Genomic DNA, 15,746 nt, shown 5'->3' on the forward strand with positions numbered 1-15,746 from the left:
CCGCCCCCCGGCCGGGGGGGGGGGGGGCCGGCCCCCCGCCCCCCCCCCCCGCCCCCCGGGCCGCCGGGCCCGCCCCCCCCCCCCGCCCCCCCGCCGCTCGTCCCCCCGACATCCCGCACCCCCGACCAGAAAGAACGACGTGGAGCAACGAAGGATCAGAATTGTCGCAGTCGGTGACGAGCTGCTGGCCGGCGAGGGCGACCCCCGGGGCCTCGGCTGGTTCGGGCGGGTCATGGCCCGGACCCCGCACCACGTGGCCCCCGTGTCCGCCTACAACCTGGCGGCCCCCGGCGAGGGCAGCGAGTCGCTCAACGAGCGCTGGTTCGAGGAGGCGGCCCGCCGCTTCTCCCCCGGCCACGACAACCGCCTGGTCATCGCGCCCTCCACCCTGGACATCGACCTGTCCATCACGAGCGCGCGCTCCCGGCTGAACATGGCCAACATCATTGACACCGCCTCCCAGCACAACGTGCGGGTCCTCGTGGTCGGCCCCCCGCCCACGATGGACGCCGAGCGCAACCGCCGGATCGCGGACCTCTCGGCCGCCTACGCGGACGTCACGACCCGGCGCAACCACGTCTACGTGGACACGTTCAACCCCCTGCAGCACCACGAGCAGTGGCGCAAGGACCTCGCGGCCAACCACGGACACCCCGGCCAGGCCGGCTACGGGCTGATGGCATGGCTCGTGCTGCACCGCGGCTGGTACGACTGGCTGGACCTGCCCGAGCCCCGGTGAGCCCCGCCCGTCCCGCGTGTGAGAGAATGGCGGGCAGTGCCTCGTCCGGCCGCCGCTGACATCACCAGACCACGCGGGAACGGACGCCGACACCCACGATCCGCCGCGGGCGACCGCGGACAGACAGGAGGCTCGCATGAGCAAGCGCGGACGCAAGCGCAAGGACCGCCGCAAGGGCGGCGCCAACCACGGCAAGCGCCCCAACGCCTGAGGTCCTCCCCGGACCCCGGCGACGCCGTGACGGAAGGGCCCCGGACCGCGTCAGCGGTCCGGGGCCCTTCCGTGTGCCCGGGGGTCCTGCCGTGCGGGAACCGGGGCGCCGCGCTCAGGCGGCGGGCGGGTCCTGGCGCGCGCCGTGCAGCCGGGCGAGGATCGAGACCCGCAGGTCGGCGGGCGCGGTCTCCGCGCAGGACCGCCGGACCACGGAGCGGATCACGCACTCCAGGTCGTACTCGCGGGCGCACTCCGGGCACTCGAGGAGGTGGCCGTGGATCTCGTCGAGGTCCTCCGCCGGGAGCACCCCGTCGAGGTACTCGTAGATCAGGCGGATCCTCTCGTCCGTGCAGCATCCGAGGCTCTCGCAGTCGGCCATGTCTACTTGTCCTTTTCCTTCTTCTTGTCGCCGGTCACCCTGGACGTGTCGAAGCCGCGCTCGGCGGCGTAGTCGGCGAGCTTCTCGCGCAGCAGCTTCCGCCCGCGGTGCAGGCGGGACATCACCGTCCCGATCGGCGTGTCCATGATCTCGGAGATCTCCTTGTAGGCGAAGCCCTCCACGTCGGAGAAGTACACCGCCAGCCGGAACTCCTCGGGCAGCTCCTGCAGGGCGCGCTTGACGTCGCTGTCCGGCAGGTGGTCCAGCGCCTCCACCTCCGCGGAGCGCAGCCCCGAGGACGTGTGGGACTCGGCGCGGTGCAGCTGCCAGTCCTCGACGGTGTCGGTGTTCGCCTGCAGCGGCTCGCGCTGCCGCTTGCGGTAGAGGTTGATGTACGTGTTCGTGAGGATGCGGTACAGCCACGCCTTGAGGTTCGTGCCGGGCTTGTACTGGTGGAACGCGGAGAACGCCTTCGTGTAGGCCTCCTGCACGAGGTCCTCGGCGTCGGCCGGGTTGCGAGCCATGCGCAGGGCGGCGGCGTAGAGCTGGTCCACGTACTCCATGGCGTCCTGCTCGAAGCGCGCCTTCCGGTCCTCGGGGGACTCGGTCTCGACGTCGACGGGCGGCTCGGTGCGCTGGGGGGCGGCCCCCTGCTGGTTCTGCTCGTTCATCACGGACCAGTCTACGGGGACGCGCGCGCGGGCCGGGGCGGGCTCGAGAACGCTCGTGGGGGCGGTGATGACTGCTCCTCTCCCCCGCCGTGCGGGTCCCTCCGAAAACCTGTGCCGGTGACCTGCCCCGGACGGGGCGGCCGCTGTCCTGCACAACGGGTGTCACCGTCGCACCTATTCCCACCGCGCCCGGCCCGTGCTCGCCCCGGGCGCGGTCCCCGTGGCTAGGATGGGACGAGCGGCGCCGTCCGCCGATCCAGACCCGCCCGACACAGCCCCGCGGTACCGTCTGCCGCCGAGGAGGAACCCATGAGCATCGTCCGTCGCATCGCCCGCCCGCTGCTGGCCACCGGTTACGTCGCCAACGGGGTGGAGAGCTTCCGCAACTCGTCCCAGGCCGCCCAGCACCTCGCCCCGGCGATCTCCGCCGCCACGAAGGCCTTCCCCCAGGCCGGACCCGCGCTGCAGAACCACGCCGTGGTGGCCCAGGGCCTGGCCGCGGCGCAGCTCGGCGCCGCCGTGCTCTTCGGGCTGGGCAAGCTGCCCCGCCTCTCGGCCGGCGTGCTCGTCACCACCACCGCGCTCAACGCCTACGCCGACTACCGCGCCGCGGAGGCGAGCACCCCGGAGCAGAAGGCCGCCCGCCGCTCCACCGCCTTCAAGAACTCCTCCCTGGTGGGCGCCGTCATGCTCGCCGCCGTGGACACCGAGGGCAACCCGTCCCTGCTGTGGCGTGCCGAGCACCTCGCCGGGGACGTCCGCAAGAACGCCTCCAAGCTGGGCAAGGACACCCAGAAGCAGGTGGCCAAGGCCGAGAAGGCCCTCCAGCACGCCGTCAAGCAGGGCTAGGCCCCGGTCCCCCTGTCGTGATGCCGCCGGAGTCCTCCGCCCCCGCAGCCCGTCCCGACGCCGCGGAGCCGGCCCCGCAGCACGAGCTGTGGCCGGCTCCGTTCGTCGGGCCCCGTCCCGTCGTCGCCGAGCTGACGGTGCCGGGCTCGAAGTCCCTCACCAACCGGTACCTGCTGCTCGCCGCCCTGGCGGACGGTCCGTGCCGGTTGCGCTCGCCCCTGCACTCCCGCGACTCGCGGCTCATGGTCGAGGCCCTGCGGGCCCTCGGGGCCCGGGTCGAGGAGGTGGCCGGGGACGGCGGCTTCGGCCCCGACCTGCTCGTCGAGCCCGCCCCGTGGGACGCCACCGAGCCGGTCACGGTCGAGTGCGGGCTGGCCGGGACCGTGATGCGCTTCGTGCCGCCGGTCGCCGCCCTCGCACGGCGTCCCGTCACCTTCGACGGCGACCCGGGCGCCCGGGTGCGCCCCATGGGGCCGGTGATCGACGCCCTGCGCGCGCTCGGCCTGCGGGTCGAGGACGACGGCCGGGGCCGGCTGCCGTTCACCGTGCACGGCACCGGCGGCGTGCGCGGCGGGGAGCTGGAGATCGACGCCACCGGCTCGAGCCAGTTCGTCTCGGCCCTGCTGCTCGCGGGCGCCCGGTTCGGCGACGGGCTCGTGCTGCGCCACCGCAGCGCCGACGGCTCGGGGCGCGGTGTGCCGTCCATGCCGCACGTCGAGATGACCGTCGAGGTGCTGCGCGGCCTCGGCGTCTCCGTGGACGACTCCGTGCCCGACGAGTGGCGGGTCTCCCCCGGGCCGGTGCGGGCCTTCGACGTGACCATCGAGCAGGACCTCTCCAACGCCGGCCCCTTCCTGGCCGCGGCCGTGGTGACCGGCGGACGGGTCTCGGTGCCCCGCTGGCCCGACCGCACCACCCAGGGCGGCGACCACTGGAAGCACATCCTCCCGGCCTTCGGCGCGGCGGTGGAGCTCACGAACGGGACCTTCACCGTCACGGGACCGGACGCGGTGACCGGGGTCGACCTCGATCTCGGCGAGGCCGGGGAGCTCGCGCCCACCGTCGCGGCCGTGTGCGCGGTCGCCGGCACGCCCTCGCGGCTGCGCGGCATCGCCCACCTGCGCGGCCACGAGACCGACCGGCTCGCCGCGCTCGTCACGGAGATCAACCGGCTCGGCGGCGACGCCGAGGAGACCGCGGACGGGCTGCTGATCCGGCCGGCCCCCCTGCACGGCGGGACGTTCCACAGCTACGAGGACCACCGGATGGCCACCGCCGGCGCCGTGATCGGCCTCGTGGTCCCGGACGTCCGGGTCGAGAACATCGCGACCACCGCCAAGACCCTCCCCGAGTTCCCCCGGCTGTGGGCGGAGCTCACGGGCACGAGCCGTGACGCGTAGGGACTCCGTCCGGCGCGACTGGGACGAGTCGGACGTGCGCGTCCGTCCCAGCAAGACCGGCTCCCGCCCGCGCACCAAGGAGCGGCCGGCGCACGAGGACGCCGTCACCGGCCGCATCGTCACCGTGGACCGCGGCCGCTACACCGCGATCCTCGAGGAGGACACCCCCGGGGAGCGGCTGGTCGTGGCCGTGCGCGCCCGGGAGCTGCGCCGCCGGCCCGTGGTCGCGGGCGACCTCGTGGGTCTCGTCGGCGACGTCAGCGGCGCCCCGGACAGCCTGGCCCGCCTCGTGCGGATCGAGGAGCGCTCCACCGTCCTGCGCCGCAGCGCGGACGACACCGACCCGGTCGAGCGGGTCGTGGTGGCCAACGCCGACCAGCTCGTGGTCGTCGTGGCCGCCGCCAACCCCGAGCCCCGCACCGGGTTCATCGACCGCTCCCTCGTGGCCGCCTACGACGCCGGCATCGAACCGCTGCTGTGCATCACCAAGACCGACCTGCGGGACCCCGCCGAGCTGATCTCCCACTACACGGCGCTCGAGCTGCCCGTGCTCGTCTCGGGCCCCGCCCACGACGTCCCGGCCGACGACGACGGGACCACGCTGCCCCTCGACCCGGCGCTCGTCGAGGCCCTGCGCGAGCGTCTCGACGGCCACGTCTCGGTGCTGCTGGGCCACTCCGGCGTGGGCAAGTCCACCCTCGTCAATGCCCTCACGGGTGCCGACCGGGCCACCGGCGGGGTGAACGCGGTGACCGGACGGGGCCGGCACACGTCGTCGTCGGCCCTCGCCCTGAAGATCGAGGACGCCTCCCCCGGGTCCTGGATCATCGACACCCCGGGCATCCGCTCGTTCGGTCTGGCGCACGTGGACCACGACCGGATCGTGGAGTCCTTCGACGAGCTCGCCGAGGCGATCGCCGAGTGCCCCAAGGGCTGCCGGCACACGGGGACGTCCCCCGGCTGCGCCCTGGACGCCTGGGTGGCGCAGGGCCGCGCCGGGGAGGCGGGCGAGTCCCGGCTGGTCTCCCTGCGCCGGCTGCTCGGGGCCGGTGAGCGCCCCGGGGAGTCCCGCGAGGACAAGGAGCTCGGCGTCCAGTGAGCCGCCGGGCAGGGTGTCTCGCACCCCCGCCCGACCAGGCCCGGGACCGCGGTTCGGGGTAGGTTGGACCAATGCGCAGCCCCAGCAACTACACCGACGACCTCCGCCTCGCCCACATCCTGGCCGACGCCGTGGACCGCCTGACCATGCGCCGGTTCAAGGCCCAGGACCTCACGGTGGAGACCAAGCCCGACCTCACGCCCGTGACGGACGCCGACCGCGAGGCCGAGCAGCTCATCCGCACCCAGCTGGGGCGCGCGCGCAACCGGGACGCCGTGATCGGCGAGGAGTACGGCGCCACCGGCAGCGGCGCCCGGCAGTGGGTCGTGGACCCCATCGACGGCACGAAGAACTTCGTGCGCGGCGTGCCGGTGTGGGCCACCCTGATCGCCCTCGTCGACGAGGGCCGGCCGGTGGTCGGCGTGGTCTCCGCGCCGGCGCTCGGGCGCCGCTGGTGGGCGGCGGCCGGCACGGGCGCGTTCACCGGCAAGTCCCTGGCCAACGCCCAGCGGATCCACGTCTCCCAGGTGGGGCGGCTGTCCGACGCCTCGCTGTCCTACTCCTCGCTCACCGGGTGGCGGGACCGCGGGGTGCGCGAGCGTTTCCTGGAGCTCACCGACGAGGTCTGGCGGACCCGGGCCTACGGCGACTTCTGGTCCTACTGCCTCCTCGCCGAGGGCGCCGTGGACATCGCCTGCGAGCCCGAGCTCAGCCTGCACGACATGGCCGCGCTGGTGCCCGTGGTCGAGGAGGCCGGCGGCCGGTTCACGTCCCTCGAGGGCGAGCCCGGGCCCTTCGGCGGCAACGCGCTGGCCACCAACGGCCTGCTCCACGACGAGGTGCTGGGGATGCTGGCCACCGGTTCCTGAACCGCCGGCACCACGACGGGGGCCCGCACCGGCCGGTGCGGGCCCCCGTCGTCGTCAGTCGGCGTCCGTCGCCGGCAGGGGTCAGAGGTCCTGGCCGGTGAAGCCCATCTCCCGCTCGATGCACTGCTGGAACGCCGCCTGGTCCGAGGAGTACTGCGAGCAGGCCTCCATGGCCGGCCCGAACTCCCCGAACAGCGCCCCGAAGAGCACCAGGAAGAGGATGCTCGCCAGGATCGCCAGGACGCTGAGCACGATGCCGATGATCGGCAGGGCCTTGGACGCGCCGGGCGTCCTGCCCAGCTTGCGCAGCGCAACGATGCCCAGTACCAGGCCCACGAGGCCCGGGACGATGCCGAGCACGAACCAGCACGTCAGCAGCGCCACGATGCCCAGCACCAGGGAGGCGATGCCCAGCCCCGTGCCGGCGGGCCGCGGGCTCGCGCCGTACTGGTTCATGTCGTACTGCCCCTGGTAGCCCTGCTGCCCCTGGTAGCCCGGGCCGCCGTACTGGCCCTGGTCGTACTGGCCCTGGCCCTGGTAGCCCTGGCCGCCGTACTGGCCCTGGCCGTACTGACCCTGGTCGTACTGGCCCTGGCGGTACTGGTCCTGGTAGCCCTGCTGCCCCTGGCCGTAGGAGTCCTGGCCCTGGTGGCCCTGGCCGCCGTACTGGCCCTGGTCGTACTGGCTCTGGTAGCCCTGCTGCCCCTGGCCGTACTGCGGCGTGGCGTACGGGTCGCCGGCGCCGCCCTGGCCGGAGCGCGGCGGCTCGTAGGAGGGTCCCGAAGGCGCTCCCTCGACGCGCTGACCGTACTCGGGCGGGTCGTGGCGACCGGAGCTCGACGACCCGCCGGCACCGGTGCCGCTCTGGTCTGGCGTGTTGTCGTTGTGGCTCATGGCGTTGCCCTTTCGGTCGTCTGCGGTACGCCACCAGCTTGTCACACGGCCCGCCGGGACGTGCCCCTTCTGCGGGCGGCGGCACGGCGCCCGCCCTGCCCCGGAACGATCCGGGCACGAAAAAACCGGGGAGCGCCTCGCGGCGCTCCCCGGTCAGGGATCTCGTGGAGATGGGGGGAATTGAACCCCCGTCCGATGCAGCATTGTCAGGGCTTCTCCGGGTGCAGTCTGCGTGGCGTTTTCTCAGTCCCGGCCCTCGTGCAGACACGTGGCCGACGGACTCAGTCGCGAAAGTGTTCTCCAGACGCCCGCGACGAACGGCTGGAGCAGTGGCCTCCTGATTGATGCCAGACCCCGGGTCGAAGGCGAACCCGGGCCGACAGTCACCTAAGTAGTCTGGTTGCGCTTACGCCGCGAGGGCGAAGGCGTTCTGAGACTTGGCGACGTTGCTCTGAGAATTGGCAACTATTGTTTTACAGAGAGCGTTTACGAGATAACTCTGCGTCCTCGACCCGCTTCCCCTGTCTCAACTCACATCGTCGAAACCGATCATCCCCGTATTTTGTTGTCAAGCATCCCGCCGCAGCGGGATACACCACTCTACCGCGCGGTACTCGCCGACCGCAAGCATTCGCCCCGGGACGCTCAGCCCAGGTTCTTGTAGCGCATGGCCCGCTGGGCCTCGCGGTTGTCCTGCTGCTCCCGCAGGGTCTGGCGCTTGTCGTACTCCCGCTTGCCCTTGGCCACGGCGATCTCGACCTTGGCCTTCTTCCCGTCCACGAAGTAGAGGGACAGCGGCACAATCGTGAAGCCGGACTCCCGCGTCTTCTGCTGGATCTTGTCCATCTCGCTGCGGTGCAGGAGCAGCTTGCGGCGGCGGCGGGCGGAGTGGTTGGTCCACGACCCCTGCAGGTACTCGGGGATGTGGACGCCCTCGAGCCACAGCTCGCCGTCGGTGAACTGGCAGAACCCGTCCACGAGCGAGGCGCGCCCCATGCGCAGGGACTTCACCTCGGTGCCCATGAGCGCGAGACCGGCCTCGTAGGTGTCGAGGATGTGGTAGTCGTGCCGGGCCTTCTTGTTGTTGGCGACGACCTGGCGACCGGTGTCCTTCTTGGCCATGGGCCTCCTCCCTGGGGACGGTGCGGACGGAAACGCGCCGCGCACCGGGGCACGCGGCGGATCCTCCATCCTACGCCACGGCCGTCGCGCGGGACCACGGCCGGCACCCGGACCCGGCGGCGCCCCGCCCAGGAGCGTCGCCCCAGGTCACCCCCGCCGCACCCGGTAGGCTGGGCGGATGCTGGAGCCAGTCCCCACCGAGCGCCCGCCCGCCGCGGACGTCCTGTACCTCGTCGGCACGAGCGGTCACCCGAACTTCGGCGACGAGTTCATCGCCGCCTCGTGGCTGCGCTTCCTCGCCCGCGCCCGGCCCGGCGCCGAGGTGTGGCTCGACTGCCCCCACCCGGGGCTGGCGTCTCACCTCTTCGACGGCCTGCACCCGGGGCTGCGGACCACCGACACCCTGTGGCGGCTCGCCTTCGAGACGACCGGGATGGACCCGGCCGCGGCGGACGCCCACGTGGACCGGGTGGTGACGCACCTGGGGTCCCCGCGCTACGACCTCGGCCTGCTCGGCGCCCGTCGCGCGGGCTCCGTGCACTTCCTCGGGGGCGGGTACCTGAACTCCATCTGGCCGCACCACGCGCGCCTGCTCCGGGCGGCGCTGCGGCTGCGCGAGGTCTCCGGGGCGCGGCTGGCCGCCACCGGCCTGGGCCTGGCCCCCGCCACCGACGCCGAGGGCCTGCGCGCCGCGCTCGGCGCCTTCGACCACGCCACGGTCCGTGACGCGCCCAGCGCCCAGCTCGCCCGCGCCGACCGCGCCCCCGACGACGCCTTCCTCGGCCTGCCCGGCCTCGCGGGCTTCACCGGCGCGCCCGCCGAGGGGGCGGACGACGGCGACGTGTGGGTGTGCCTGCAGAGCGACATGACCGAGCCCGGGATCCTCGACGGCGCCGTCGCCGCCGTGCGGGCCGCGCTGACGGGTCCGGCACTGGCGGGCCGGACCGTGCGCTACCTCGAGGCGATCCCCGGCGCGGACCGCACGGCCCTCGACCGGCTCGCCGACCTCGTCCCCGAGGAGAACTTCGTGCCGTTCACGCGGCTCTGGCAGGAGGGCTTCCCGGCCCGGCCGGGTCAGACGTGGCTCACCTCGCGGTTCCACTTCCACCTGCTCGCCGCCGCGTGCGGCGCGGAGGGCACCGCGCTGGAGGTCAGCCCCGACTACTACCGCGTCAAGCACCAGTCGCTGCTCGAGGCCGGCACGGGGTGGTCCGTCACGCCCACCGGCGCCACGGAGCCGTCCCCGCCCGCCCGGTCGCACGCCTTCCCGGCCACGGCCGCGCGGCTGCACCGCACCAAGCTGCGGGAGGCGGAGGAGCTGTACCCGGCGGCAGCGGCCCCCGAGGACGGCCCCGCCGGGACGGAGCCCCGCACCCGGCCGGGACGGACGGTGGCGCGCTTCCTGCGCCGCTGAGCGCCCGCCCGCCAGAGCACGGGCCCCGGCCGGTCGCGGGACCGGCCGGGGCCCGGGCAGAAGTCCCGCAGGAGCTCAGGCGTCGGCCGGGGCGTGGCGCTGGTCGGCGCGCCAGCGGATCCCGGCGTCGACGAAGCCGTCGATCGCGCCGTCGAAGATCGCGGAGGGGTTGCCCTCCTCGTGGTTGGTCCGCAGGTCCTTGACCATCTGGTACGGGTTCAGGACGTAGGAGCGCATCTGGTCGCCCCAGGACGCCTTGACGTCCCCGGCCAGCTCCTTCTTCTTGGCGCTCTCCTCCTCCTGGCGCTGCAGGAGCAGCCGCGACTGGAGCACGCGCAGCGCGGCGGCGCGGTTCTGGATCTGGGACTTCTCGTTCTGCATGGACACGACGATGCCCGTGGGGATGTGGGTCATCCGCACGGCGGAGTCCGTGGTGTTCACGGACTGACCGCCGGGGCCCGAGGAGCGGAAGACGTCCACCTTGATCTCGGACTCGGGAATCTCGATCGAGTCGTCCTGCTCGATGAGCGGGATGACCTCCACCGCCGCGAACGAGGTCTGGCGCCGCCCCTGGTTGTCGAAGGGGGAGATGCGGACGAGCCGGTGGGTGCCGGCCTCGACGGACAGGGTGCCGAAGGCGTAGGGGGCCTTGACCTCGAAGGTCGCGGACTTCAGGCCCGCCTCCTCCGCGTAGGAGGTGTCCAGGACGGTGGTCGGGTAGCCGTGGCGCTCCGCCCAGCGCAGGTACATGCGCATGAGCATCTCGGCGAAGTCGGCGGCGTCCACGCCGCCGGCGCCGGAGCGGATGGTCACCACGGCCTCGCGCTCGTCGTACTCGCCCGAGAGCAGGGTCTGGACCTCCAGCCGGGAGAGCGCCTTCTTGACCGCGGCGAGCTCCTCCACGGCGAGCTCCAGGGTCTCCGCGTCGTCCTCCTCGGCGGCCAGCTGCACCATGACCTCGATGTCGTCGATGCGGCCGCCCAGCTTCTCGAGCCGCTCGAGGTCGGACTGCTTGTGGGAGAGCTTGGAGGTGATCTTCTGCGCCGCGGCCTGGTCGTCCCACAGGTCCGGGGCGGTCGCCTGCTGCGAGAGCTCGGCGATGTCCCGCTTGATGGCGTCGACGTCGCTCACGGCCTCGATGGACGCGAACGTGGAACGGAGGGCGGAGATCTCTGCCGGGAAGTCAAGGGAGGCCATGGAAGCCAAGATTATCCCATGGGGGCAAATCGCCCCGGCCCGGCCCGGCGCCCCTCTGGCAGGATGGTGCCGAGAGGAAGGAAGCACGATGCGCATCCCTCGCACGCTGGCCCTGGTCCTCGCCGGCGGGAAGGGCTCCCGGCTCGGCGCCCTGACCGAGAAGAAGGTCAAGCCCGCCCTCCCCGTGGCGGGCACCTACCGGCTCATCGACGTCGCCCTGTCCAACCTCGTGCACTCCCACCTCTCGGACGTGTGGGTCGTCGAGCAGTTCCTCCCGCACAGCCTCAACCAGCACCTGGCCAACGGGCGCCCCTGGGACCTCGACCGCACCCACGGCGGGCTCCAGGTCCTCCCCCCGTACCAGGGCACCGAGGGCGAGGGCTTCGCCGAGGGCAACGCGGACTCGCTCTACCGGCAGAAGGACCTGATCCGCGACTTCGCCCCGGACCTGGTCCTGGTGCTCAGCGCCGACCACCTGTACACGCTGAACTTCCTCGACGTGATCGACACCCACCTCGAGCGGAGCGCCGACCTGACCGTGGTCACCACGCTGGTCGACGAGGACCCCTCCCGCTACGGCGTGGTGCAGGCCGACGACGGCGGCCGCGTCACCGGCTTCGACTACAAGCCGGACGAGCCCCGGGGGCGGCTGGTCGCGGCCGAGATGTTCCTCTACGACGCGGAGAAGCTGCTGGAGGCCCTGGACCTCGTGCACGAGCAGGAGGGCGGGCTCGAGGACTACGGCAACGACCTGGTCCCGTGGTTCGTGGCGCACCGCACGGTGGTGGAGCACCGCCTGGACGGGTACTGGATGGACCTGGGCACCCTGCAGTCCTACTGGACCGCCCACATGCAGATGCTCGACGGCGACGGCGTGGCCCTGGACGACCCCGGCTGGCCGATCCTCTCGGCCCAGCCGCAGCGGGTGCCCGCCCGGATCGCCGGCAGCGCCGAGCTGCGCGGGTCGATGGTCGCCGCGGGCGCGACCGTGCGCGGCGCCGTGGAGCACTCGGTGCTCGGCCCCGGCGTCGTCGTCGAGGAGGGCGCCACGGTGCGCAGCTCGGTGCTGCTGGACGGCGTCCGGGTGGGGCCCGGGGTGACCCTCGAGAACGTCCTGGCCGACACGGGAGCCGACATCTCCGCGGGTGCGCACGGCGCCGCGGGCGCCGTGACCCTGATCGACGGCACGGGCTCCGTGGCGGCCACCGAGGAGTTCGACCGCGGGGCGGTCCTGCCCCGCGGTCACTGAGCCCTCCGCGGGGGGTCCTGCCCCGCGGTCACTGAGCCCTCCGCGGACCGGTCCCCCGGGGCGGGACCGGTTCGGGACGGAACCGCCCGGACGGATCGTGTCCGGACAGGACGCTAGTGGGCGTGGCGGTAGGGCTGCGGCTCGGGCAGGCCGGCGCGGGCACGCACCCGCCGGCCGAGGCGCTCGATGGAGGTCAGCGCCGCGGCGACGTCGTCCGCCCGCACGGTGAAGGGCATGCTGTGGATGGTCTCGCTCTCCACGGTCGCGGCCCGCGCCACGGCCCGGATCTCCTCGGTGTCCTCCGCGCGCAGCCCGATCTCCGTGAGGGTGGTCGGCAGCCCGACCCGGGTGGTGAACTCGATGAAGTCCACGATCTCCGAGCTCGGCGCGCCCTCCAGCACGAGCTGGGTGATGGAGCCGATGTTGACCTTCTGCCCGTGGGCCAGGCCGTGGGTCTGCGGCGCCGCGGTCAGGCCGTTGTGGACGGCGTGGGCCGCCGCCAGTCCGCCGGACTCGAAGCCGAGCCCGGAGAGCAGGGTGTTGGCCTCGATGACCTTCTCCAGTGCCGGGGTCACGACGTGGTCCCGGGCGGCGTCCATCGCCACGAGGGCGTTGTCCCACAGGACGTCCCAGCTCAGCCGGGCCAGGGCGGTGCCCGTGAGGGTGGCCGTGCCCCCGGCCATGGTCAGCGACCCCGAGGCGGCGGTGGCCCTCGCCTCGAGCCAGGTGGCCAGGGCGTCGCCGACGCCCGCCGCCAGGAACGTCGCCGGCGCGTTGGCCACCAGCTGGGAGTCGACGAGGACGAGGTCGGGGTTGCGAGGGAAGAACCGGTACTCCTCGAAGACGCCCTCGTCGGTGTAGACGACCGCCAGCGCCGAGGTCGGCGCGTCGGTGGAGGCGACGGTGGGGACGCTGACCCACCGGATCCCGGCGAGGAACCCCGAGGCCTTGACCGCGTCGATGGTGCTGCCGCCGCCCACGGCCACGGCCACGTCGGCCCCCGCCGCGCGGATGACCGCCGTGAGCCGGTCGATCTCCCCGGCCGAGGGGATGCCGTTGAAGGTCTCGCGCGTGGTCGCCATGCCGGCCCGCGTCAGGGACGCCTCCACGTCGTGGCCCACGAACCCCCAGACGACGTCGTCGGCCACCACCAGGGGTGTCTGCCCGACGGCGGCGAGATACTCTCCCAGGCGTGCGATGGCGCCCGGTCCCTGGACGTAGCGTCCTGGGCTGATGACGGAGCGGACGGGAGCGTCCATGGCCTTCTCCTTCGACGACGGGGCCGGCAGGTCGTTCCCCCTGCCGCCCGGGATGATCTCCCGGGTGCCCGCCAGCGTAGGAACGTCCCCGCGGCCGGCACCAGGGACGTTCTCGCCGGCTGAGAAACCGGGGACGCGTCGCGGTCGCCTCCCGCCGTCCGGGCCGAGCCGCGTCCCGGCCCTCACCGCGTGGTCATCACCCGGTAGTGCTCCTCCACCTGCCTCCTGGGCAGCTCCTTGGTGTAGACCGCCACCTTGCCGACGGCCCCGTCGAAGAACGACCTCAGGTCCCGGGTGCCCACGCGGAACGGCGCGCTGCCGCGCCGGGGCACGACGACCGTGCCGTCGTGCTTCAGGTCGTCCTGGTCCATGCGCTGCCCGTTGCGGTAGATCTTCGTGTAGCCGTTCGGATAGTCCCCGCCCTTGACGTCGGCATTGATGACGAGCACGTAGTGGATCCACTCCCCCTTGCGCACCGGTACCTGGAAGTAGGAGCCAGGCCCCTCTCCTCCGGACGGGTTGAACGCGTAGCCGGAGATGCGGTTGGGCCGGTTCTCGGAGTTGCTCTTCGAGTACATCCGCGCCACGTACTCGTGGTTCCTCGGCGCGCCCTTGCCCATCCAGTGCACGTACCCCGAGCCCTCCTGGGACCGGAAGTCCAGCGCGTCGGGGCGCATCCACGCCTCGACGGTGAGCACGCCGCGCGTGCCGGCGCTGACGGCTGCGGCGTCGGGCACCTGGAGGTACTGACCGGTGCCGTCGAAGTCCGCGGCCGTGTCGCCGTTGGGCAGGGTCGCCCGCTTCGGCTTGCCGTGGTAGCTGCCGTGGAGCCTGCCCACCAGGTCCTGCTCCGTGCCCGCACCGGGGCTGCGCATGGCCCAGTACGCGGCGGGTCCGTCCTTCCGGACGGTGTCGTCGTAGGAGAGCGGGCGGGCCGCGCTCCGCAGGACGTCCCCGGGATCGTCCCGGGCGGCCGACGGCGGAAGCCCTGCGATGCCCGGCGCCAGCGCGAGCAGCAGCGTCAGCACGCCCTGCACCGGCGCGCTCCACCGCCCCCGCGCGCGAACAGTGCTCATGTCGAGACCTCGATGTGGTGTCGGACGGGACCGCACGCACCGGTTGCTCCCGTGGTGCGCGTCCCGCTCACTGCGGTGCCGGCCGTGCGGCCGCACCGGACGTCGTCGCGACACCTCCTCCCCACCAGGATGGATGCGATCGTGCGGACCGGTCCGGAGGAACGTCCCTCGGCACCAGCGTGCGCTGCCGCGCCCGGCCGGTCAATGAGATCGCGCCGAACAGCACCCGAACGGTGATCATCCCCGGCGCCTGGTCCGGGGTCGGCCCTGACGCCCGGGCGGGCACCGTGCCTGCTGCGCCGGCCGTGCCGCCCCCCGGAGCGGCCGCGGGTCGGCGGGACCGGGTGGGCCGCGTCATCGCCCCAGTCGCGCGCGGGCCTCGCTCGTGGCGGTGATCGGGATGCCGTCGGGCACCAGGAGGTTGACCACCGGCGGGTGCACGACGGCGGCCAGGCTCACCTCGGCGGTCCGCCCGTCCGGGCTCCCGGTGGGTGCGGCCAGGGCCAGGCCCGGCGTCCCGGCCCAGGCGCTGACGGTGTCGAGGTAGGCGGTCGCGGCCCCCGCCACGGCGTCGTCGTCCAGGACCGTGACGGGCGGGGCGCCGTCCGTCCCCGGCTCCAGCGCCACGAACGTGTCGGCCGCGGCGAGCGCTGCGTTGTCGGCCAGCACCTGCAGCTTGCGCTCCCCCACGTAGACCGCCGTGACCCCCATGACCACGACCGTGAGCAGGAGCAGCACGACCGCGAAGCCGATGACCAGGATCGTCACCTGCCCGTCGTCCCGGTCCTCGCCCCGGTCAGTGCCCCAGTCGTGGTGCCGGGCGTGGTCCCGGTTCTGGCCCCGGTTCTGGTCCCGGCTCCTGTCCCGGCGCGGGCCGGCGGTCCGCCCGCTCATCCGTAGCGGCCGATCACGACCGTGGCCGAGGACGTCAGCACGGCCACGTCCAGATCGGTGAACCCGGGCACCAGCGGCAGCGGGACCTCCAGGGTGGCGTGCACCGTGGCCACCGCACCGGGCTCCGCGCAGGCCCCGTCGGAGCACTCGAGGCGGAGCGCCAGCCGGTCGGGGGCGAAGCCCTGGTCCGCGGCCGCCAGCTGCGCCGCCGCGGTCAGCCCGGTGTCCGAGAGCGCACCGGGCTCGGCCCGGGCCAGCACCTGGGACGCCTGCTGCGCGGCGGCCACCACCCCGAAGGCCCCGGCCTGGACCTGGGCCACCGCGAGCACGAAATAGACCACGGGGACGAGCAGCAGCGTGCCCAGCGCCACGAACTCCACGACCGCGCTGCCCTCGTCACCGCCCGCAGTCCTCCCGAGCAC

At 73.4% G+C, this 15,746-nt stretch carries 17 protein-coding genes and 1 other RNA gene; 8 read left to right on the top strand and 10 right to left on the bottom strand.

Annotation, left to right across the window (positions count from 1 at the left end; translation table 11 throughout):
- Positions 1-139: 139 nt before the first annotated feature.
- Both ACP7CD_RS01870 and ACP7CD_RS01875 read left to right on the top strand, forming a co-directional pair.
- Entirely contained in the window at positions 140-739 is a 600-nt protein-coding gene (locus ACP7CD_RS01870; RefSeq protein ID WP_031283102.1) for a GDSL-type esterase/lipase family protein, read from the top strand.
- A 136-nt stretch (positions 740-875) separates the two neighbouring features.
- Positions 876-950, top strand: coding sequence for a 50S ribosomal protein bL37 (locus ACP7CD_RS01875; protein WP_095343185.1), 75 nt, complete (start codon positions 876-878; stop codon positions 948-950).
- 114 nt (positions 951-1,064) lie between these two features.
- On the opposite strand, the gene rsrA is transcribed toward ACP7CD_RS01875, so the two are convergent.
- Together rsrA and ACP7CD_RS01885 are read right to left on the bottom strand one after the other, a co-directional pair.
- The gene (rsrA, locus tag ACP7CD_RS01880) at positions 1,065-1,331 is read right to left on the bottom strand and encodes a mycothiol system anti-sigma-R factor (RefSeq protein ID WP_133411264.1); all 267 of its coding nucleotides are present in this window, start codon (positions 1,329-1,331) and stop codon (positions 1,065-1,067) included.
- Between the two features lie 2 nt (positions 1,332-1,333).
- On the bottom strand, positions 1,334-2,002 hold the full coding sequence (locus ACP7CD_RS01885) for a sigma-70 family RNA polymerase sigma factor (protein ID WP_035927301.1): 669 nt from the start codon (positions 2,000-2,002) through the stop codon (positions 1,334-1,336).
- A gap of 309 nt (positions 2,003-2,311) precedes the next feature.
- On the opposite strand from ACP7CD_RS01885, the gene ACP7CD_RS01890 reads away from it, so the two are divergent.
- The 4 genes from ACP7CD_RS01890 to hisN all read left to right on the top strand — a co-directional run bounded on the left by ACP7CD_RS01890 (position 2,312) and on the right by hisN (position 6,219).
- Entirely contained in the window at positions 2,312-2,851 is a 540-nt protein-coding gene (locus tag ACP7CD_RS01890; protein WP_017833665.1) for a DoxX family membrane protein, read from the top strand.
- Between the two features lie 20 nt (positions 2,852-2,871).
- Positions 2,872-4,251, top strand: coding sequence for a 3-phosphoshikimate 1-carboxyvinyltransferase (gene aroA, locus ACP7CD_RS01895; RefSeq protein ID WP_426119034.1), 1,380 nt, complete (start codon positions 2,872-2,874; stop codon positions 4,249-4,251).
- Positions 4,241-5,350: a ribosome small subunit-dependent GTPase A gene (gene rsgA, locus ACP7CD_RS01900; protein ID WP_426118631.1), complete on the top strand. Its 1,110-nt coding sequence runs from the start codon at positions 4,241-4,243 to the stop codon at positions 5,348-5,350. The genes aroA and rsgA overlap by 11 nt, the downstream gene beginning before the upstream one ends.
- 71 nt (positions 5,351-5,421) lie before the next feature.
- Positions 5,422-6,219 (top strand): histidinol-phosphatase, encoded by a 798-nt coding sequence (gene hisN / locus ACP7CD_RS01905; RefSeq protein ID WP_426118633.1) that lies wholly within the window; start codon positions 5,422-5,424, stop codon positions 6,217-6,219.
- Positions 6,220-6,300: 81 nt separating this feature from the next.
- On the opposite strand, the gene ACP7CD_RS01910 is transcribed toward hisN, so the two are convergent.
- The 3 genes from ACP7CD_RS01910 to smpB form a co-directional block, all read right to left on the bottom strand.
- The gene (locus ACP7CD_RS01910) at positions 6,301-7,113 is read right to left on the bottom strand and encodes a DUF4190 domain-containing protein (protein ID WP_426118635.1); all 813 of its coding nucleotides are present in this window, start codon (positions 7,111-7,113) and stop codon (positions 6,301-6,303) included.
- A 162-nt stretch (positions 7,114-7,275) separates the two neighbouring features.
- Positions 7,276-7,670: a transfer-messenger RNA gene (gene ssrA, locus ACP7CD_RS01915) on the bottom strand.
- Positions 7,671-7,758: 88 nt separating this feature from the next.
- Positions 7,759-8,235, bottom strand: coding sequence for an SsrA-binding protein SmpB (gene smpB, locus ACP7CD_RS01920; protein WP_017833660.1), 477 nt, complete (start codon positions 8,233-8,235; stop codon positions 7,759-7,761).
- A 178-nt stretch (positions 8,236-8,413) separates the two neighbouring features.
- On the opposite strand from smpB, the gene ACP7CD_RS01925 reads away from it, so the two are divergent.
- Positions 8,414-9,649, top strand: a complete 1,236-nt coding sequence (locus ACP7CD_RS01925) for a polysaccharide pyruvyl transferase family protein (RefSeq protein WP_426118638.1) — start codon at positions 8,414-8,416, stop codon at positions 9,647-9,649.
- A gap of 75 nt (positions 9,650-9,724) precedes the next feature.
- On the opposite strand, the gene prfB is transcribed toward ACP7CD_RS01925, so the two are convergent.
- Positions 9,725-10,846, bottom strand: a complete 1,122-nt coding sequence (prfB, locus tag ACP7CD_RS01930) for a peptide chain release factor 2 (protein WP_017833658.1) — start codon at positions 10,844-10,846, stop codon at positions 9,725-9,727.
- An 88-nt stretch (positions 10,847-10,934) separates the two neighbouring features.
- Between prfB and ACP7CD_RS01935 the strand changes: the two genes are divergently transcribed.
- Positions 10,935-12,095, top strand: a complete 1,161-nt coding sequence (locus ACP7CD_RS01935) for a glucose-1-phosphate adenylyltransferase family protein (protein ID WP_426118640.1) — start codon at positions 10,935-10,937, stop codon at positions 12,093-12,095.
- A gap of 113 nt (positions 12,096-12,208) precedes the next feature.
- Here ACP7CD_RS01935 and ACP7CD_RS01940 read toward each other — a convergent pair whose 3' ends face one another.
- The 4 genes from ACP7CD_RS01940 to ACP7CD_RS01955 form a co-directional block, all read right to left on the bottom strand.
- Positions 12,209-13,354, bottom strand: a complete 1,146-nt coding sequence (locus ACP7CD_RS01940; RefSeq protein ID WP_133411270.1) for a glycerol dehydrogenase — start codon at positions 13,352-13,354, stop codon at positions 12,209-12,211.
- A gap of 182 nt (positions 13,355-13,536) precedes the next feature.
- On the bottom strand, positions 13,537-14,430 hold the full coding sequence (locus tag ACP7CD_RS01945) for a LamG-like jellyroll fold domain-containing protein (RefSeq protein ID WP_426118643.1): 894 nt from the start codon (positions 14,428-14,430) through the stop codon (positions 13,537-13,539).
- A 354-nt stretch (positions 14,431-14,784) separates the two neighbouring features.
- Positions 14,785-15,324, bottom strand: a complete 540-nt coding sequence (locus tag ACP7CD_RS01950) for a pilus assembly protein TadG-related protein (protein WP_426118645.1) — start codon at positions 15,322-15,324, stop codon at positions 14,785-14,787.
- Positions 15,321-15,746 carry a hypothetical protein gene (locus ACP7CD_RS01955; protein ID WP_251356529.1) on the bottom strand — a complete coding sequence of 142 codons (426 nt, stop codon included), beginning with the start codon at positions 15,744-15,746 and terminating at the stop codon, positions 15,321-15,323. Before ACP7CD_RS01955 ends, ACP7CD_RS01950 begins: the two co-directional genes overlap by 4 nt.

Origin of the sequence: Kocuria sp. LHG3120 (assembly GCF_049897445.1) — a bacterium.
GTDB lineage: Bacteria > Actinomycetota > Actinomycetes > Actinomycetales > Micrococcaceae > Kocuria > Kocuria rosea.